This is a genomic window from Methylobacterium planeticum (assembly GCF_008806345.1).
Taxonomy (GTDB): Bacteria; Pseudomonadota; Alphaproteobacteria; order Rhizobiales; family Beijerinckiaceae; genus Methylobacterium; species Methylobacterium planeticum.
Genome location: NZ_VZZJ01000002.1, coordinates 310,124 through 329,095 on the forward strand (window position 1 = coordinate 310,124; position 18,972 = coordinate 329,095).

The window sequence follows — 18,972 nt, forward strand, 5'->3', positions numbered from 1 at the left end:
GCCGGGCCCGCGACGCAAGGACCGTTCCGAAGCGCCGCCGTGCGGCCCGGCGCCGGGGCGCGGACGGAGACGACCAAACCGGATGCAACGGGGGCGGCCTTCGGGTAACGCTGGTGCCCGTATGGAAACCCTCATGATCCTTGCGGCCGTGGTGGCCTGCGCGATCGCCGGCGTCATGGTCCTGTCCATGACCAAGCGCAGCCGCCGCGCGCCCATGCGCATGCCGAACGAGCTCGACGACGACGACACCGAGATGCTGCTCGGCACGATCCGCCGGCCCGAGAGCCCGATCGACCGCACGGTGCAGATCCTCGACCTCGAGCCGATCGCGCGGGAGCCGGCGAGAGGCCAGGCTCCGAGCCGAGGTTCGGGCCAAGGTTCGGGCCAAAGTTCGGGCCAAGTTTCCGGACAGGTGTCCTACCCGATGCCGGCGGACGGGCCGGGCCGGGCCCCGAGCGAGACACGATGAACCCGAACGATCGATCCGCCCGCGCCGCCGGCCTCCTCGCCGCGGCGCTCCTGGCGACCGGCCTCGCCCTCGCCGCCCTGGCGCCGGGGGGCGCCCGCGCGCAGGAGGCCGCCCCCGCGGAGGAGCCGGCGGCGGAGACCCCGCCGAAGCCCAAGCCCGCGAAGCCCGCACCGAAGCCGAAGCCCGTACCGAAGCCCAAGCCCAAGCCCGCGCCGAAGCCCGCGCCGAAACCCGAGTCCGCGCCGAAGCCCGCCCCCGAGACCGAGGTCGCGCCGAAGCCCGAGCCCAAGCCCGAGCCCAAGCCCGCGGCTCCCGTGACCGCGGCGCCCGCGCGGGTGCCGGCCCCGGTTCCGCCGCCGGCCGGCCTCAACGCCGCGATGCCGAGCCCGGCCTGCGGCGCCCAGGCCGCCCGCTACGAGGGCGACAAGGGTTTCGTCCTCTGGGTCACGCGCAGGGGCCGGGCCGAGATCGAGAACCCCTTGCGGCCCCTCACCCCGGAGGTGACCGAGATCCTCGGGGTGACGATCGGCGGCAAGTCCGCCACCGCCTACGGGCCGGACCTGCGGGCCCTGCGCCGCGGGCCGGGACCCGGCGCCCTCGAGGCGCAGGTCGGGGCCCCGATCCACTGGCAGGCCGGCCTGCCGGCCCTGCCGGACCCGATCACCGTCGTGTCGGAATCCGGCGAGGTCCTGGCCCGCCTCGGCTTCCGCGAATGCACCGAGGCGCCCCCCGTCAAGGCGGAGCCCAAGGTCCCGGCGGCCAAGGCTCCGAATGCCAAGGCCCCCAACGACAAGGCTCCCGACGACAAGGCTGCCGGCGCCGCCGACGCGGCGGAGGGGGGCGATCCCGGCGCCGGGCGGGCTTCGAAGGCGGCGGGCAAGGCGGCGGGCAAGGCGGCGGGCAAGGCGGCGGCCAAGCCCGCGGGCAAGGCCGAGAAGGCCGCCCCGCGGACGCCGCCGGGCTTCAGCCTGCCGCAGGGGGCGATCGGCGAGTAGGCCGGCGAGGCGACGGGGCGCAGCGAGGAGAGTTCGACCATGTCCGGCACGATGACGGCCGCCGCGGTGATCGCCGCCCTGCGGCTCGCGCCGCACCCCGAGGGCGGCCATTACCGCGAGACCTTCCGCGATCCGCGCGAGGTCGAGGGCCGCTCGGTCGGCAGCGCGATCTACTACCTCCTCGACGTCGGCGAGGTCTCGGCCTGGCACCGGGTCGACGCCACCGAGATCTGGCACTGGCACGCGGGCGCGCCCCTGGTCCTCAGCGTGAGCCCGAACGGGCACGATGCCGGCGCCCGCTACCTCGGCCCCGACATCGCCCGCGGCCAGCATCCGCAGATCGTGGTGCCGGAGGGCCATTGGCAGACCGCCACCAGCCTCGGGGCCTGGACCCTCGTCGGCTGCACGGTCTCGCCGGCCTTCCGCTTCGAGGGGTTCGAGATGGCGCCCCCCGACTGGCGCCCGACGCCGCGGGGGTGAGCGTCCGTCAGCGCCGCAGCGTCGGCGCGGGCCGCGCCGCCGGGACGGGGCGGCCCGCGCGGGCGGCCACGAGGGCGCCCGCCACGATGAGCCCGCAGGCGAGGCCGAGGGCCGGGGTGGCGGTGGCGTAGCCGGTCGCCACCAGGATCAGGGTCGAGAGCACCGGGGCGGCGTAGGACGCGATCCCGAGGAGGCGGATGTCGCCCCGCTTCACCCCGACATCCCAGAGGTAGAAGGCGCCCCCGACCGGGCCGAGGCCGAGGGCCGCCAGCGCCGCCCACGGCCCGGGCCCCTGCGGCCAGGCCGTCTCTTCGAAGGCGAGGTGGCAGAGGAGGCTCAGGGCCGCGGTGGCGAGGCAGAACCCCGCCACCGCGTCCGTCGGCACCGCCCCGACCCGGCGCGACAGCACCGAGTAGCCCGCCCAGACGAAGGCCGCCGCCAGGGAGGCCGCGTAGCCGGGCACGGCGCCGGCCTCGACATGCAGGTCGCCCCGCCCCGCCAGGAGCGCGGCGACGCCCGAGAGCCCGAGCAGCGCCCCCAGGATGTGGGCCGGCCGCAGGCCCGCCTCGCCGGGAAGCCCGGCCGAGAGCAGCACGATGAGGAGCGGCCAGAGGTAGTTGAGGAGCCCGGCCTCCGCCGGCGGCGCGAGGCGCAGCGCCGTGAAGTAGAGGGCGTGGTAGCCGAACAGGCCGCCGATCCCGAGGGCCCAGACGGGCCAGGGCTGGCGCAGGGCCCGGATCCCCCGGGGCCGGACCAGCCAGGTGGTGCAGCCGAGGAGCCCGCCGAGGCAGAAGGTCATGGCGGCGAGCTGGAACGGCGGCACCGCGCCCGACGCCGCCGTGAACAGGGCGAGGAGCGACCAGAGCAGGATCGCGCCGGATCCGACGAGGGTGGCGGTGGAGCGGGTCGTGGTGGAGCGGGTCATGGCCCGGCCGCTAGCATGCCGGCCGGGGAAGGGCGAGACGGCACCGGCCGCCCCGCCCTCCGGGTTCCGGCGTCAGGCGATGTACTGGCCGCCGTTGATCGTCAGGGTCGAGCCGGTGATGAAGCCCGAATCCTCGGCCGCGAGGTACTCGACCGCGCGGGCGATCTCCTCGGCCTCGCCGAGGCGGCCCGTGGGGATCGTCGCGATGATCTTGTTGCGGATGTCCTCGGCCACCGCCATCACCATGTCGGTGGCGATGTAGCCGGGCGCGATCACGTTGACGGTGATGCCCTTGCTGGCGTTCTCCTGGGCCAGGGCCTTGGCGAAGCCGATGACGCCGGCCTTGGCGGCCGAATAGTTGGTCTGGCCGGCCTGGCCCTTCTGGCCGTTGATCGACGAGATCAGGATGATGCGGCCGAAGTTGCGCGCGCGCATGCCCTCGATCAGGGGCCGGGTGCAGGTGAACATCGAGTCGAGGTTGGTGCGGATGACCGCCTGCCACTTCTCGAAGGTCATCTTGTGGAAGGCGCCGTCGCGGGTGATGCCGGCATTGTTGACCAGCACGTCGATGGGGCCGACCTCGGCCTCGACCGCCTTGATGCCGGCCTCGCAGGCGGAAAAATCGCCGACGTCGAACTTGAAGACCGGGATGCCGGTCTCGGCCTTGAAGGCGTTGGCCGCCTCGTCGTTGCCGCCGTAATTGGCCGCGACCTTGTAGCCCTTGGCCTTGAGGCCCCTCGAGATGGCGGCGCCGATGCCGCGCGTTCCGCCCGTGACGAGGGCGACGCGTTCCTGAGCCATGTTTTCCTCCGTAGGTTTCTTGGGTCGGCTTCTTGGTCGGTTTCTCGGTCGGCTTCTTGGGTCTGTTTCTGGGTCGGCTTCCTGGAATTCTTCAGGATTCCTGTCGTGCGGCCGACGACCGGGCCCCAGCGAACCGGGTCTTGGGGAACCGGGTCTCGGGCAACCGGACGGCGCGCCCGGGGACCGGCAGGCGGATGCGCCATTCTGCCCGCCGCCGGGCTCGGCCGCACGCCAATTTAATTGCCGGCGGCCTCAAGCGGTTTTTCGGGAAAGCCGTTCCGGGTTTCAGCGGGCCCGTCCTGTCAGCCCGGGCGGCCCGCGGGGACCGCCCGGACGGGGCTCTCAGGGCCGCTCGATGCACATGGCGACGCCCATGCCGCCGCCGATGCAGAGGGTGGCGAGGCCGCGCTTGCCGTCGCGGCGCTTCAGCTCGTGCAGCAGGGTGACGAGGACGCGGGCGCCCGACGCCCCGATCGGGTGGCCGATGGCGATGGCGCCGCCGTTGACGTTCACCTTCGCGTCGTCCCAGCCCATGTCCTTGTTGACCGCGAGCGCCTGGGCCGCGAAGGCCTCGTTCGCCTCGATCAGGTCGAGGTCGGAGGGCTTCCAGCCCGCCTTCTCCAGGGCCTTGCGGGAGGCCGGGATCGGGCCGGTGCCCATCACCTTCGGGTCGACGCCGGCGGTGGCCCAGCTCACGATCCGGGCCAGCGGCGTGATGCCCCGGCGCTCGGCCTCGGAGGCCGACATCAGCACGATCGCGGCCGCGCCGTCGTTGAGGCCCGAGGCGTTGGCGGCCGTCACGGTGCCGTCCTTCGAGAAGGCGGGCTTCAGCTTGCCCATCGCCTCGACGGTGGCGCCGTCGCGGATGTACTCGTCGTTCTCCACGATGGTGTCGCCCTTGCGGCCCGGGACCGTGACGGGGACGATCTCCTCCTTGAAGCGGCCCTCCCTGCGGGCGGCCTCGGCCTTGTTCTGCGAGCGGGTCGCGAAGGCGTCCTGCTCCTCGCGGGTCAGCTGGAAGGCCTGCGCCACGTTCTCGGCGGTGGTGCCCATGTGGTAGCCGTTGAAGGCGTCCCAGAGGCCGTCCTTGATCATGGTGTCGACGAGCTTGACGTCGCCCATCTTCTGGCCGCCGCGCAGGTACTGGGCGTGGGGCGAGAGCGACATCGATTCCTGGCCGCCCGCCACGATCACGGTGGCGTCGCCGTTGGCGATCTGCTGCATGCCGATCGCGACGGTGCGCAGGCCCGAGCCGCAGACCTGGTTGAGGCCCCAGGCCGTGGCCTTCTCGGGGATGCCGGCCGCGATCGCGGCCTGGCGGGCGGGGTTCTGGCCGGCGCCGGCCGTGAGCACCTGCCCGAAGATCACCTCGTCCACGTCGTCCGGCGAGACGCCGGCCCGCTCGAGGGCGGCCTTGATGGCGACCTTGCCGAGTTCATGCGCCGGCATGCTGCCGAACGCGCCGCCGAAAGAGCCGACCGGGGTGCGCGCCGCACCGACGATGACGATCTCTTCGCTGCCTGCCATCTGACGTTCTCCTCTCACGGCCGGCGCTGCTTGGACGGATCGCGCGTTCTGAGGCCGTTCAGGGGATGAAAGCCTTGGGCCTGATGAAGTCAAGCACGGTCTCGAACCGTGCGTGACGTACGGGGAGGATTGAATACACGATACATTCCGTGGTCGGCATTATTCTGCGTGGACGAGGCTCAGATTGCTGTTTTCGTCGGCGGGGGAAAGTCTTAAGGTTCCTCGCAGGCGCGATGGTCGCCTCCGGTTGCATCCGGGGCAGCCCGGGGGGCCGCGCCGCGACGTTCGGGTGGGGAGAGACCGCAGAGATGGCGGAAAACGGCAAGGCACATCAGACCGTCATCAAGAAATACGCCAACCGGCGCCTCTATCACACCGGCACCTCGACCTATGTCACCTTGGAAGATCTCGCGACCATGGTGCAGAGCGGCGAGGATTTCGTCGTCTACGACGCGCGCTCGGGCGACGACATCACCCGCTCGGTCCTGACCCAGATCATCTTCGAGCAGGAGAACAAGGCCGGCGACGACAACCTGCTGCCGGTGGCCTTCCTGCGCCAGCTGATCCGCTTCTACGGCGACAGCATGCGCACGATGGTGCCGAGCTTCCTCGAATTCTCGATGGCGAATTTCGCGCGGGACCAGGACGGGCTTCGCGAGAAGCTGTCGCAGAGCTTCGGCCCCTCGGCCTTCCAGCACGCCATGGAGGAGCAGGTCCGCGCCAACATGAGCTTCTTCGGCGATGCCATGAAGATGTTCACCAATTTCGGCCCGCCGAGCCAGATCCCGAGCCCCCCCAGCATCCCGGCCCCACCCCCTCCCGCCGCCGGCACCGACCTCGACGACCTCAAGCGCCAGATGGCCGAGATGCAGCAGCGCCTCGAGGCGCTGGCGAAGAAGTAGGGCGCGGCAATCCGCCCGCGCCACCACGGACCCACGACTCACTCCGGACGGCGCTGCCCCCCACTCTCCCGTCCGGGAGAGGTCGAGTCCGCGACAGCGGACCGGGTGAGGGGTGCGACCTCTCCGGAAAGGTCGCCCCCCCTCACCCCGGCCCGCTTCCGCGGGCAAACCTCTCCCGCACGGGAGAGGGGGCGCATCCGGACGGCGCCGCCCTGGAGAGGACGCCCGGCGGGCCGGCTCAGGCCGCTTCCGCCGCGGCGGCGCGCTCGCGGGCGAGGCGGGTGACGCTGACTTGGTCGATCTTGCCGGTGCCGAGCATCGGGATGCGGTCGAGGACGACCACCTCGGCCGGGATCGCGATCTCGGTGGCGCCGCGGCCCTTGGCGAAGCTCTGGTACTCGGCCCGGGTCGCGCCCTTCCGCTCGGTGAACAGGACGAGCCGCTCGCCCTTGCGGGCATCCGGCACCGCCGCCACCGCGCTCGGGGCGTCCGGCCAGAGCTCGGCCGCGAGGGCTTCGATGCCCGCGAGGGAGACCATCTCCCCCGCCACCTTGGCGAAGCGCTTGGCCCGGCCCTTGATCGCGATGAAGCCGAGGGGATCGATCGCCACGATGTCGCCGGTGTCGTGCCAGCCGCCGGGCGGCGGCTCCAGCAATCCGGGCGCCTCGGCCCGCAGGTAGCCCAGCATGATGTTGGGGCCGCGGACCGAGAGGCGCCCGCCCGCCTCGATGCCCGGCACCGGCTCGAGCTTCGCATCCATGCCGGGCATCTGGCGCCCGACCGTGCCGAAGCGGTTGAACATCGGGGTGTTGAGGGCCACCACCGGCCCGCACTCGGTGACGCCGTAGCCCTCGAGGATGCGCAGGCCGAACTTTTCCGCGTAGGTGCGGCGGGTCGAATCCTTCACCGCCTCGGCGCCCGCCAGCACGTAGCGCAGCGAGCGCAGGTCGTAGGCATGCGCCGCCTTGGCGTAGCCGGTCAGGAAGGTGTCGGTGCCGAACAGGATGGTGCTGTTCGAGCCGTAGATCAGCTCGGGCACGATCCGGTAATGCAGCGGCGAGGGGTAGAGGTAGACCGGCACGCCCGAGACCAGGGGCAGCACGAGCCCCACCGTCAGCCCGAAGGCGTGGAACACCGGCAGCACGTTGAAGACCTTGTCGGTGCGGCCGAAATCGATGCGGGCGGCGGCCTGGGCGGTGTTGGCCAGCATGTTGCGGTTGGCCAGCACCACGCCCTTCGGGGTGCCCTCCGAGCCCGACGTGAACAGGATCGCCGCGGGGTCGTCGCCCCGGCGCGCCACCAGGGGCCGGCGGGGGGCGAGGAAGCCCCGGAGCTTGTCGGCGAGCCCGATGGTGGCGCGCACGTCCTCGAGGTAGACGAGGTCGACCTGCCCGCGGATCGCCTCGATCAGGGGGCCGAGGCGGCCCTTCTCGATGAAGGCCCGGGAGGTCAGGATGGTGCGGATCTCCGCCGCCTTGCAGGCCGAGAGCACGCTGGCGGGCCCGGCCGAGAAGTTGATCATCGCCGGCACCCGCCCCGCCGAGGCCAGGGCGAAGAAGGTCACGGCGGCGCCGTTGGCGTTCGGCAGCATCAGGCCGACCGGCTTGCCCACGGGGGCGAGGGGGATCAGCTTGCGGCCCAGGATGGTAGCGCCCATCACCAGGCGCGAATAGGTCAGCGTGCCGGTGACCGGGTCCTCCACCGCGGTGCGGTGCCAGCCGTGGCGGTCCCCCGCCTCGATCAGCGCCTCGGTGAGGCCGCGGTCGATGTCGGTGGTGCGGAAGACGAGGTCCGACATGATGCCGTAGAGGGCCGCCCCCGCCGCCTGCCGGCGGGCCTTGCCCTTCAGCGCGGGGTCGACCGCGAGCCGGACCGGCTCCAGCACCGTCACGGTGACCTTCGGCCACCAGCGCCGGCGCACCTGGGCCCGCGACAGGCGCGAGAAGGCGGTCTGCTCCAGGCCCTCGATGCGCACCGGCACCACCATGGCGCCGGACTTGTCGGCGATGAGGCCGGCCCCGTCATAGACCTTCATCAGGCTGCCCGTGACCGTGAGCCGCCCCTCGGGGAAGATGATCAGGGTCTCGCCGTTCTTGACCGCGTTGATCAGGGTGCGGGTGGCGAGCGGCCGCGTCGGGTCCAGCGGCATCGCCTTCGTGACCCGCAGGAACGGCTTCACCCACCAGGCTTTCGCGATGCCGTGGTCGATGGCGAAGACGGGCTCCTGGTCGAGGAGCGAGAGGGCGAGGGGCGCGTCGAGGAACGAGACGTGGTTGAGGGCCACGATCGCGTTCGGGCCCGCCTTCTCGACATTCTCGAGGCCCCGCACCTCGAGCCGGTAGAAGGCCCGGAACAGGATCGACAGGAAGTCGCGGAACGGGCTCGTGGGCAGGGTCGCCAGGATGACGGCGCCGACCACGAGGTTGAGGATGGCCACCAGGGCGAGGAGCGCCGCCATCGAGAAGCCCGCGCCCTGCAGCACGGCGAGCGCCAGGGTGCCGGCCACCATGAAGGCCGCCGTCAGCACGTTGACGGCGCCGATGACGCGGGCGCGCTTGGCCTTCTCGGTCCAGGCCTGCACCGCCGCGAAGGAGGGCACGATGTAGAGGCCGCCCGCCACCGCGAGGCCGAAGAAGTCGAACCCGACCCGCAGGCCGGTGCCGCTCGCCAGGAACCCGGCGGCGCCGATCATCGGCCCCGAGACCGGCGGCAGCTGCCACACCGTCCAGGCGAGGTCGAGGCCGAACAGCCCCATCAGGATCGCGCCGACCGGCGTCGGCAGCAGCACGATGCGCCCGCTGGCGAGCCAGGAGGCGAGGCCGGAGCCCAGCGCGATGCCGACCGAGAAGGTCGCCAGCAGCATCGTCACCACGGTCTCGGAGCCGTTGAGCCCGGTCTTCACCAGGACGGGCAGCAGCGACAGCACCACCGCGCCGACGAGCCAGAACCAGCTGACGATGACGGAGCCGCGCCACAGGCGGGAATCCGCCCAGAGGTCGCGCAGGAGGTCGTAGGTCGAGCGCGCGACGTTCGGGTCGACGTAAAGGTCGGGGGCGCCCTCGCCGGTCCGGGGGATCAGCCGGGCCGAGAGCCAGCACAGCACCGCGAAGCCCATGATCAGGGCGCCGAAGGCCGCCGCATCCCCCCCGGCCGCCATGGCGAGGCCCGCCACGATGGTGCCGAGCAGGATCGCCAGGAAGGTCGCGGCCTCCACCAGCGCGTTGCCGGCGGGCAGCTCCTCGCGCCTCAGGTGGTCGGGCAGGATGCCGTACTTGATCGGGCCGAACAGGGCCGCGATCGTGCCGAACAGCCCGAGCGCCACGAACAGGACCGGCACCGAGCCGAGCCAGAAGCCCACCACCGCGGTGCCGGCCGCGAAGATCTCGGCGAATTTCAGCCGCTTGGCGACCACGGCCTTGTCGTAGCGGTCGGCCCACTGGCCGCCGAGGCCCGACAGGATGAAGAACGGCCCGATGAAGACCGCGCTCGCCAGGGTGATCAGCATGCCGGACTGCGCCTGGTCGCCGGCATTGACCTTGAACAGGATCAGGAACGCGAGGGCGTTCTTCAGGAAGTTGTCGTTGAAGGCCGAGAAGAACTGGCACCAGAACAGCGGCGCGAAGCGGCGCGCGGTCATCAGTGATCGGAACATGGCTGCCCTCCCCGGCGAGGCGCATGACTGCCTGCCGATCGGTGAAGCGTCAAATCCCGCCGCGCCCACCCCTCGGCGCCGGCGAATTTGAACGACGTGCAAAAACTAGATCCGGTCACGCCGGCCCGCAAGCTTGATTTTGAACAGCGTGCAATCTACACCGCTCCGCGCGTGTGGCGGCACACCTCCGGGGAGGATGCCGGGAAAAGGTAAAGGCACCGGTGGCAGGCAAAGGTGGCAGCACCGCGAAGCCGCGGAGCCCGAGTGCCCGCGGCACCGGGCCCCGGGGCGAGCACGACCGGGAGGGCTTCCTCGCCCTGGTCACCGGCGCGGCCGAGGCCATCGTGCGGGCCGAGGGCTTGCGGGCCCTCGGGATGCGCCGGCTCGCGGCCGCGATCGGCTACGCCCCGAATTCGATCTACAACGCGGTCGGCGACCTCGATCAGGTGGTGCTGCACATCAACGCCCGCACCTTCCGGCGCCTCCGGGCGACGCTGACCGGGGCGATCCCGCCGGATGCGCCCCCGCGGGCGACGGCCCTCGCCGTGGCGGAGGCCTACCTCGCCTTCGTGGCCGCGGATCCGGCGGTCTGGAGTCTCGTCTCGGACTACGCCACGGCGCCGGGCGCGCCCTTCCCGGACTGGTACGCGGCGGCGCTCGCCGAGGCGATCGCCCCCGTGGACGCGGTGCTGGCGCCCCTCCTGCCGGACGCGACGGAGCGGCGCCAGGCGGTCGCGGCCCTCTGGGCCGCCCTCCACGGGCTCGCCGCCCTCTCGACCTCGCGCAAGCTCGCCATGCTGACCCCGGAGCCGCCGCAGGCCCTCGCCCGGCTGCTGGTGGGGCGGTTCCTGGGGTAGTTCGGGGGTGATCCCCGGCCCCGGCCGCATCGCGGGTGCCGGGCCGGCGGCCCCCCGTTGGCGCGCGGCACGGCCGCCCCGCGCCGTCTCGAACCCCTCAACCCGGTCGGCTGGCGCCGACTCGACCTCTCCCGGACGGGAGAGGTGGGGCGCTCTGCCGTCCGGAGTGATGTGTGGTTCCGGGCTGGCGCGGGTGGCACGCCGCGCCCCCTCTCCCGTGCGGGAGAGGGTTGGGGTGAGGGATGCGACTTGTCCGGAGAGGTCGCACCCCTCACCCGGTGCGCGTGCCGCGCACTCGACCTCTCCCGGACGGGAGAGGTGGGGCGCTCAGCCGTCCGGAGTGAGTCGTGGTTCCGGGGTGGCGCGGGTGGCACGCCGCGCCCCCTCTCCCGAGCGGGAGAGGGTTGGGGTGAGGGGTGCGCGCTCTCCGGAGAGGTCGCACCCCTCACCCGGTGCGCGTGCCGCGCACTCGACCTCTCCCGGACGGGAGAGGTGGGGTGCACCGCTGTCCGCTCCATGTCCTTCAATGGCGCGGGCGGCACGCCGCGCCCCTCTCCCGTCCGGGCGAGGTTTGCCCGCGGAAGCGGGTCGGGTGGGGGAGGCGACCTCTCCGGAGAGGAGCGGGGCGCGCTAGGGGGCGTCCCCCGGGAGCCAGCGCTGCGCCGCCGCGTCGTCGGAGGCGGTGGCCTCGACCCAGGTGCCGGTGGTGCCGTCGGCGCGGTGCTCGCGCTTCCAGAAGGGGGCGCGGGTCTTGAGGTAGTCCATCAGGAAGCTCGCGGCCTCGAAGGCGGCGGTGCGGTGGGCGGAGGCCGTCAGCACCAGGACGATGCCGTCGCCCGGCGCCACGAGGCCGTGGCGGTGGATGACCCGCACGCCGGCGAGCGGCCAGCGCGCCCGCGCGTCCGCCACCACCCGGCCGATCTCGGCCTCGGCCATGCCGGGGTAATGCTCGAGCTCGAGCCCGGCGAGGCGCCCGCCCTCGTCGCGGCAGAGGCCCGTGAAGGTGACGACGGCGCCGGCCCGGCCCGCCGTCTCGGCGGAGAGCCGCGCGATCTCGGCGGCGACGTCGAAGGGCTCGGCCTGGATGCCGACGGCCTCGGGGCCGGGGGCGGCGGGTGCCTCGGGGACAGCGGACACGGATCTCTCCAAAGGGCGCGGCGGCGGGGCCCGCGCGGGCACGGGTGGGTTACAACGTCCGGCCATCCCGGTTAAGCCGGGCTCGACTCAACGCCGGCCCGCATGCGCCTATATGGCAGGGCGACTCAAGGCCTGCGCCCCCGCGCCGGCCCCGGTCCGCGTCCCGAGCCCCGGCCGAGCCCCGGGCCCGGACCCCGCGGACGGGACCGCGCCGGATTGGAAGGACCACCCGTGTGACGCCCGACCTGATCCTGCCCCATGACGGCGTCCTGCCGCGCTTCTCCGCCCGCCCCGTCTGGTGCGGGCGCGGCAGCACCGTGATCGGCGACGCGACGATCGGGGCGCAGGCCTGGATCGGCGACAACGGGGTGATCCGGGCGGACGGCCAGAGCGTCGTCCTCGGCGAGCGCTTCTGGCTCGGCCACCGCTCGACCGTGCACATCGCCACCTTCGCGCACGGCACCACCGCGGGGGACCGGGTCACGGTGGGGCGCAACGCCGTGGTGCATGCCTGCGCGGTGGGCTCGGACGTGGTGATCGAGGACGACGTCGTGATCCTCGACGGCGCCCGGATCGGGGACGGGGTCGTGATCGAGGCCGGCGCCACGGTGTTTCCCCGCGCCGAGCTGCCCGAGGGCTTCGTCTACGCGGGCAGCCCGGCCAGGCCGCAGCGGCCGATCACCCGCGCGGAGATCGCCGAGCGGGCCGAGCGCCTGCGGGAGGCGGCGGGCGACAGCGCCCCGGCGGCCCCCGCGGACGAGCCCGCCGTCGAGGACAGCGTGTTCGTGGCCCGCACGGCGCTGCTGCGCGGGCGCATCGCCCTCGGGGCGGGCTCGACCGTGCTGTTCTCCTGCGAGCTCAGCGCCGAGGTCGGCCCGATCGTGGTCGGGGCCGACACCAACATCCAGGACAACAGCGTCCTGCGCAGCCGGGGCGAGGGCATCGTCATCGGGCGCGACACCACGATCGGCCACAACGTCCGCATGGGCGATTGCCGCATCGGCGCCCGCAGCCTGATCGGCATCGGCTGCGCCATCGCCCCCGGCACCGTCATCGCCGACGACGCCATGCTGGCGGCCGGCGCCACCACCGATCCGGGCCAGCTCCTCGAGGGCGGCCACCTCTGGGGCGGCCGCCCCGCCCGCATCCTCGGCCCCCTCGACGCCGACAAGCGCGCCATGATGAGCCGCATCGTCGAGGGCTACCGCGACCACGGCCGGGCCTACCGCCGGCTGCAGGCGGAGATCGCGTAAGGCCCGCCCGCCCCGCGCCGCGCGATCGCCGCCGCGTGCGCGCGAGGCCGGGTGTGCGCGAGCGGACCGGTGGCGGGTGCGCGTCGTCCGGAGAGCCCGCACGCCTCACCCCGGCCCGCTTCCGTCCGGGAGAGGGAGCCCGTCGCGCCACCCGCGCCCACCACGGGACCACGACTCACTCCGGACGGCGGCCCGCCCCACCTCTCCCGTCCGGGAGAGGTCGAATCCGCGATAGCGGAACAGGTGAGGGGTGCGACATGTCCGGAGAGCGCGCATCCCTCACCCCAACCCTCTCCCGCACGGGAGAGGGGGCCCGTCGCGACGCCCGCGCCACCCTGGAACCACGACCCACTCCGGACGGCGGCCCGCCCCACCTCTCCCGTCCGGGAGAGGTCGAGTCGGCGACAGCCGACCGGGTGAGGGGTGCGACCTCTCCGGACAGCGCGCACCCCTCACCCCAACCCTCTCCCGGACGGGAGAGGGGGCCGGTCGCGCCACCCGCGCCACCCCGGAACCCCGACTCACTCCGGACGGCGGCCCGCCCCATCTCTCCCGCCCGGGAGCGGGAGCGGGGGCGCGGCGCGGGGCGTGACCGGGGAATCGGGAACCAACGCGGGTGCCGCCGCCTTCCCGGCAACGCTTCCGTCGTCGTGGCGGCGCGGGTCCGGACGTCACCCGAAGGTTTTCGCGATGCTGCAGCAGCCCCCGACGCCCGTCGACGCCCCGGTCGGCCCCGGGCGGGGCACCCGCCCGCTGGCGCTCGCCGGGATCGCGGTGGTGTCGTTCGCGGCGCTGCTGGCGCTCGCCTGGATGGCGGCCGCGACCCTGATGCTGATCTTCGCCGGCGCCCTGCTCGGGGTGTTCCTCGACGGGCTGACCCGGGGGCTCGGGCACCTGCTGCCGCTGCCCCGGGGCGTGCGGCTCGGCATCGCCAGCCTCGCGGTGGCGGCGGCCGGCCTCGGCTTCGTGGCCTTCGGGGGCGCCACCATCGCCCAGCAGGGGCGCGACCTCGGCCAGACCATCCGCCAGCAATCGGGCACCGTCACCGGCTGGCTGAAGGAGCACGGGGTCGACCTGCCGCTCCTCGACGCGGTGGAGAGCCAGGCCGGATCGGGCCAGGCCGCCCCGGAGCCGGGGGCCGAGAAGTCCGGCGGCGGGAAGTCCGGCGCCGAGAAACCGGCAGGCGAGAAACCGGGCGTCGAGAAACCGGCAGGCGACAAACCGGCAGGCGACAAGTCGGCAGGCCAGAAGGCCGGCGGGTTCGGGGGCCTCGCCTCCGGGGCGCTCGGCAGCCCGGGCTCGCTCCTGTCCGATGCCGGCAGCGTGCTCGGCCCCGCCGCCACGGTGATCTTCGGCCTGTTCAACGCGCTGGGCAACGTCCTGGTGATCGTGTTCCTGGGCGTCGCCTTCGCGGCCGATCCCGGCAGCTACCGGGACGGGATCCTGCGCTTCGTGCCGCCGCGCCACCGGCCCCGGGGCGCCAAGGTGCTCGACGGCATGGGCGAGACCCTGCGGCACTGGCTGTTCGGCCAGCTCATCACCATGGCGGTGATCTTCCTCTGCGTCTGGGCCGGGCTCTGGCTCCTCGGCATCGGCGGCTCGCTGATCCTCGGCCTGCAGGCGGGCCTGCTCGCCTTCATCCCGACCATCGGCCCCCTGGTGGCGGGGCTCGTGATCGTGCTGGCGAGCCTCGCCTCGGGCTGGAGTGCGCTTCTCGGCGCCGTCGGCGTCTACCTCGCGGTGCAGACCCTCGAGAGCTACGGGCTGACGCCGTTCATCCAGAAGCAGGCCCTCGACATCCCGCCCGCCACGATCTTCGGCGGGCAGCTGCTCCTCGGCGTCCTGTTCGGGCTCTGGGGCATCGCCCTGGCGCTGCCGCTGCTCGCCGTGATCAAGGTGCTGCTGGAGCAGCTCTACGTCGAGGAGACGCTCGGCGAGCCGGCGAGCTGAGCCGTCTCAGGTCTCCCGCGCCAGCGCCCGCTCGATCAGCCGGGCCACCGCCAGGGCCCGGCCGTCGTCGCCGAAGCGGGCGACGACCTGCACGCCGAGCGGCGGCCCGTCGCCCGGCACCGGGACGTTGACGCAGGGCACGCCCATCAGGGTCCAGAGCCGGTTGAAGCGCGGGTCCCCGGTGGAGGCGAGGCCCTCCGGCGCCGGGCCCGGCGCCGAGACCGTCAGGATGGCGTCGATCTCCCCGAACACGTCCTTGAGGACGCGCCGGGCCCGGTGGGCGTGGCGGCGGGCCCCGTCATAGGCCTCGGCGGTGAGGTCCTGCGCCGCGTCGAGCTGGCCCCGCAGCACCGGGCCGAGGGCGGCGCGGTGGGCGGCGTATTCCCAGGCCAGGGCCTGGCGGGCCTCGTAGCTCTGGATGGTGCCGTGCGCCGCCCAGGCCTCCGGCAGGGGCGGCGGCAGCGCACAGTCGCGGACCCGCGCCCCGGCGCGCTCGGCCGCCCGCACCGCCCGCGCCAGCGCCGCCGCCATCGCGGGCTCGGGCGCCCCGGCGAAATCCTGCGCGACGAGGCCGATGCGGGGCGCGGATCCGGCCTCGGGCCCGAGGCCGGATCCGCGCCCGAGGTCGATCGCCGGCCGGTCGGCGAGGAGCGCCAGCGCGTGGGCGACGTCGCGGATCCCGGCCCCGAACAGGCCGAGCGTGTCGAGCGCCCACGAGACGGTCTTGACCCCGACCATCGGCAGCAGCCGGAACGAGGGCTTGATCGCCGCGACCCCGCAGAAGGCGGCCGGGCGGATCACCGAGCCGCCGGTCTGGGTGCCGAGGGCGAGCGGCAGCATCCCGGCCGCCACCGCCGCGGCCGAGCCCGCCGACGAGCCCCCCGGGGTGCGGCCGGGCGCGCGGGGGTTGCGCGTCGCGGTCGGGTCGAGGCCCGCGAAGGGCGAGGTCGTGGTCTTGGCCAGCGCCACCGCCCCGAGGTCCCGCAGCCGCATCACGATGGCGGCGTCCGCCCGCGGCCGCCAGCCCGCGTAGATCGCCGAGCCCATCCCGGTGGGCAGGTCGGCGGTGTCGATGATGTCCTTGACCCCCACCGCGATGCCGGCGAGCGGCCCGGCGCCCGGCACCCGGGGGTCCGCCAGCCGGCTCGCCAGGGCGCCGACCGCGGGCTCGTGCGCCGCGATGGCCTCCTGCGCGAGGCGGATCGCGGCCTCCGGGCTCAGGCTGCCGGAGGCGAGGCGGGTGCGGAGATCGACGAGGGACAGCATGGGCGTTCAGTCGAGCGGGGGACGGCGGGTGTCAACCGGGACGGAGCGGGCGGACCCGGGCGGATCGCTCATGATTTGTTCCGCTTCGGGACCCCGGCAAAATGCAACTACAGGTCCAGGGCCTCCGGGTTCATGATGGGGCGAGCGGGCCCGCGACGTGGCCCGGACGATCCGGGAGGAGACCATGGCGCAGGTGCCGCCGCCGGCCCCCGGCCGCGACGGGCCGCCCGCGCCCGCGACCGGGCCCGCGACCGGGCCCGAATCCCCGCGGGTGCCGCTGCCCCGCAGCTCGGGCGAGATCATCATGGTGCTGGCCCATTACCACCGGGCCGAGATCGCCCGCATGGCCGGCTGGCGCGACCGCATCGACCGCACCACCAACTGGGCGATCACCGTCGTGGCCGCCATGCTGTCGGTGTCGCTGTCGACCCCGACCGCCCATCACGGCGTCCTGCTCTTCGCCATGCTGCTGGTGCTGCTCCTGCTCGCCATCGAGGCGCGGCGCTACCGCTTCTTCGACGTCTACCGCGCCCGGGTCCGCCGGATGGAGCGCCACTACTACGCCCAGGTCTTCGACGCCCAGGACCCCGACGCCGAGGTCTTCGGCGCTCAGGATTGCGCGCCCGCGCCCGGCCCCGCCTGGACGGAGGAGCTCGGCCGGGACCTGCGCCGGCCGGCCTTCCACATCAGCCTGACCGACGCCCTGTCGCGGCGCCTGCGGCGCAACTACTGCTGGATGTTCCTGATCCTGCTGCTCGCCTGGGTCCTCAAGATCACCTCGGCCAAGCTCCAGCCCGGCGCCGAGGCCGCGGCGCCGGTGCCCGAATTCCTGCACGCGCTGGCGGACGGCCTCGGCAACGCCGCGCTCGGGCCGCTGCCCGGCTGGCTCGTGGTCGCCATCGTGGCGGCCTTCTACGGCCTCCTCCTGGCCGCGACCCTCCGGTCGATCCGCCGCGACCGCGCCGGGGAGGACGGGCAGGTCCACGTCTGAGGGGGCCATCCCGGCGCGGGGCTGGCGCGCCGCAGCGTTGACGATCCCTTCACACAACCGCGCGCATCTTACGCGCCATGTGGCGTGGCGTAATTGCGTTCTCCGCCCTGGCGCTGTTCGGCGCGGGGCTCACCGGCTGTGCGCTCAACAAGTTCGAGCGCCGTGAGCCCTGGCGCGACCAGGCGGAGCAGGTCTGCCTGTCGAAGCGCCTCGTGCAGCCGACCGAATTCATGAGCTTCGCCAAGGAGATCGACGGCCCGGGCCCCTGCGGCATGCAGCAGCCCTTCCGGGTCACGCGCCTCGGCAACGGGACCGTGGCGCTGAAGCAGCGCATGACGCTGGCCTGCCCGGCGCTGGCGGAGGCCGAGGCCTGGCTCGCCGAGACCATCCAGCCGGCCGCCAACCTCTATTTCGGCCAGCCGGTGGCGGAGATCAACGCGGGCTCCTACGCCTGCCGCGGCCGCAACAACCAGGCCGGCGCCAAGCTCTCGGAGCATTCCTTCGGCAACGCCGTCGACGTGATGTCCTTCAAGCTCGCGGACGGCTCCGTCATCACCGTCAAGGGCGGCTGGCGCGGCACCGAGGCCGAGCAGGGCTTCCTGCGCGAGGTCTTCCTCGGGGCCTGCCAGCGCTTCACCACGGTGCTGGCGCCGGGCTCGAACGTGTTCCACTACGACCACATCCACGTGGACCTCGCCCGGCACGATCCCCGCGGCCTCAAGCGCATCTGCCAGCCGCTGATCAAGTTCACGCCGCAGCTCGGGACCGAGGGCGCCCGCTCCTACGCCCGCCCGCGCCCGCCCGAGCGCCAGCCCGCCCCGCCGCAGGCCCCGATCGACATCGAGGAGGACGATCCCTACGGCCTGACCCCGATGTCGGCCCGCGAGACGCCCAGCCGGGTCGCCCGCGCGCCTGCCGCGCCGCAGGCGCCCGCGCAGCCCCCCTACGCCTACGCCTCCGCCCCGGCGGCGCGCCCCGCTCCGAGCCGCCCCCCGGCCCCGCGGGTCGCCGCTGTCCCCGCCTACGACGAGCCGGCGCCGGGCTTCGAGGAGCCGCTCTCGCTCTCTGCCCCCGGCCTCGGCGCCGGCCCGATCTACTGACGGTTGCAGGTGTGCCCCGCACACCCCACCCAGGCTCGAAAGCGGCGCCCGGACCGCACCCAAGCTTGACACGGCGATAGGCCGAGCCATCGTCTTGGACGATCAGGAATTCCAGCGGAAGACGCCGGCATGCGCCCGAACTCCACCTTCGCCGCCTTGAGCATCGGTCTCCTCCTCGCGAGCGCGCTGCAGCCCGCCGCCGCCCGCTCGGCACGCGAGGAGATCGAGCCCTCCGAGGAGCGGATCTTCCCCTTCGACGCGAACATCCCGGGCTGCCAGGACGCCGACGTGCTGGAGAAGGTCTCGACCCAGTTCGCCGAGAAGGAGGCGAAGTACTGGAACTCGTCGCTGACGATCGTCGCCTATGACCATATCGAGCGCACCGCCTGGCGTCCCTGGGGCGTCGATTTCTACCCGCGCCGGTTCTGCTCGGCGACCGCCACGACCTCGGACGGCATCCGCCGCAGGGTCGACTATTCCGTGCGCGAGAGCCTCGGCATCATCGGCTCGACCTGGGGCGTCGAGTTCTGCGTCCACGGGCTCGACCGCGACCTCGCCTACGCCTACGCTACGGCCTGCCGCATGGCGCGCCCGTAACGGCCGCCCGTCCGGCAACGGCGCGGCCGGGGGGCCGACGCCGCTATCTCGCTTCTGCCTTCGGGGGATG

General features: G+C 73.6%; 16 protein-coding genes. 10 read left to right on the plus strand and 6 right to left on the minus strand.

Annotated features, from left to right (window positions below):
* Positions 1-133 precede the first annotated feature (133 nt).
* Genes F6X51_RS03355 through F6X51_RS03365 form a run of 3 tightly spaced genes read left to right on the plus strand, consistent with a single transcriptional unit; the run spans position 134 to position 1,944 of the window.
* Positions 134-469 (plus strand): hypothetical protein, encoded by a 336-nt coding sequence (locus F6X51_RS03355; RefSeq protein WP_150961778.1) that lies wholly within the window; start codon positions 134-136, stop codon positions 467-469.
* A complete protein-coding gene (locus F6X51_RS03360; protein WP_150961779.1) occupies positions 466-1,464 on the plus strand; it encodes a hypothetical protein in 999 nt (332 codons plus the stop codon). Before F6X51_RS03355 ends, F6X51_RS03360 begins: the two co-directional genes overlap by 4 nt.
* 39 nt (positions 1,465-1,503) lie before the next feature.
* Positions 1,504-1,944 (plus strand): cupin domain-containing protein, encoded by a 441-nt coding sequence (locus tag F6X51_RS03365; protein ID WP_150961780.1) that lies wholly within the window; start codon positions 1,504-1,506, stop codon positions 1,942-1,944.
* A 7-nt stretch (positions 1,945-1,951) separates the two neighbouring features.
* On the opposite strand, the gene yddG is transcribed toward F6X51_RS03365, so the two are convergent.
* From yddG to F6X51_RS03380, 3 genes are all read right to left on the minus strand, one after another.
* Positions 1,952-2,869 carry an aromatic amino acid exporter YddG gene (yddG, locus tag F6X51_RS03370; protein ID WP_150961781.1) on the minus strand — a complete coding sequence of 306 codons (918 nt, stop codon included), beginning with the start codon at positions 2,867-2,869 and terminating at the stop codon, positions 1,952-1,954.
* 72 nt (positions 2,870-2,941) lie between these two features.
* Positions 2,942-3,670, minus strand: a complete 729-nt coding sequence (phbB, locus tag F6X51_RS03375) for an acetoacetyl-CoA reductase (protein WP_150961782.1) — start codon at positions 3,668-3,670, stop codon at positions 2,942-2,944.
* Between the two features lie 342 nt (positions 3,671-4,012).
* Complete coding sequence (locus F6X51_RS03380; RefSeq protein ID WP_150961783.1) at positions 4,013-5,197, minus strand: acetyl-CoA C-acetyltransferase; 1,185 nt, start codon at positions 5,195-5,197, stop codon at positions 4,013-4,015.
* Between the two features lie 308 nt (positions 5,198-5,505).
* Between F6X51_RS03380 and phaR the strand changes: the two genes are divergently transcribed.
* Positions 5,506-6,099 carry a polyhydroxyalkanoate synthesis repressor PhaR gene (gene phaR, locus F6X51_RS03385; protein ID WP_150961784.1) on the plus strand — a complete coding sequence of 198 codons (594 nt, stop codon included), beginning with the start codon at positions 5,506-5,508 and terminating at the stop codon, positions 6,097-6,099.
* Between the two features lie 238 nt (positions 6,100-6,337).
* Here the strand turns inward: phaR and F6X51_RS03390 are convergent, their stop codons facing one another.
* On the minus strand, positions 6,338-9,751 hold the full coding sequence (locus F6X51_RS03390) for an acyl-[ACP]--phospholipid O-acyltransferase (RefSeq protein WP_150961785.1): 3,414 nt from the start codon (positions 9,749-9,751) through the stop codon (positions 6,338-6,340).
* 344 nt (positions 9,752-10,095) lie between these two features.
* Between F6X51_RS03390 and F6X51_RS03395 the strand changes: the two genes are divergently transcribed.
* Positions 10,096-10,608 carry a TetR/AcrR family transcriptional regulator gene (locus tag F6X51_RS03395; protein ID WP_150961877.1) on the plus strand — a complete coding sequence of 171 codons (513 nt, stop codon included), beginning with the start codon at positions 10,096-10,098 and terminating at the stop codon, positions 10,606-10,608.
* Positions 10,609-11,238: 630 nt separating this feature from the next.
* On the opposite strand, the gene F6X51_RS03400 is transcribed toward F6X51_RS03395, so the two are convergent.
* Positions 11,239-11,745, minus strand: a complete 507-nt coding sequence (locus F6X51_RS03400) for a molybdenum cofactor biosynthesis protein MoaE (protein ID WP_246696591.1) — start codon at positions 11,743-11,745, stop codon at positions 11,239-11,241.
* 233 nt (positions 11,746-11,978) lie between these two features.
* On the opposite strand from F6X51_RS03400, the gene F6X51_RS03405 reads away from it, so the two are divergent.
* On the plus strand, positions 11,979-12,998 hold the full coding sequence (locus tag F6X51_RS03405) for a gamma carbonic anhydrase family protein (RefSeq protein ID WP_150961787.1): 1,020 nt from the start codon (positions 11,979-11,981) through the stop codon (positions 12,996-12,998).
* A 690-nt stretch (positions 12,999-13,688) separates the two neighbouring features.
* On the plus strand, positions 13,689-14,948 hold the full coding sequence (locus F6X51_RS03410) for an AI-2E family transporter (RefSeq protein WP_150961788.1): 1,260 nt from the start codon (positions 13,689-13,691) through the stop codon (positions 14,946-14,948).
* 6 nt (positions 14,949-14,954) lie between these two features.
* Here the strand turns inward: F6X51_RS03410 and F6X51_RS03415 are convergent, their stop codons facing one another.
* Positions 14,955-16,214, minus strand: a complete 1,260-nt coding sequence (locus tag F6X51_RS03415; protein WP_150961789.1) for an amidase — start codon at positions 16,212-16,214, stop codon at positions 14,955-14,957.
* Between the two features lie 184 nt (positions 16,215-16,398).
* Between F6X51_RS03415 and F6X51_RS03420 the strand changes: the two genes are divergently transcribed.
* The 3 genes from F6X51_RS03420 to F6X51_RS03430 all read left to right on the plus strand — a co-directional run bounded on the left by F6X51_RS03420 (position 16,399) and on the right by F6X51_RS03430 (position 18,902).
* Complete coding sequence (locus tag F6X51_RS03420; RefSeq protein WP_150961878.1) at positions 16,399-17,205, plus strand: DUF2270 domain-containing protein; 807 nt, start codon at positions 16,399-16,401, stop codon at positions 17,203-17,205.
* Positions 17,206-17,282: 77 nt separating this feature from the next.
* Entirely contained in the window at positions 17,283-18,305 is a 1,023-nt protein-coding gene (locus F6X51_RS03425) for an extensin-like domain-containing protein (protein ID WP_150961790.1), read from the plus strand.
* 129 nt (positions 18,306-18,434) lie between these two features.
* A complete protein-coding gene (locus F6X51_RS03430; protein ID WP_150961791.1) occupies positions 18,435-18,902 on the plus strand; it encodes a hypothetical protein in 468 nt (155 codons plus the stop codon).
* The last annotated feature ends 70 nt before the right edge of the window (positions 18,903-18,972 follow it).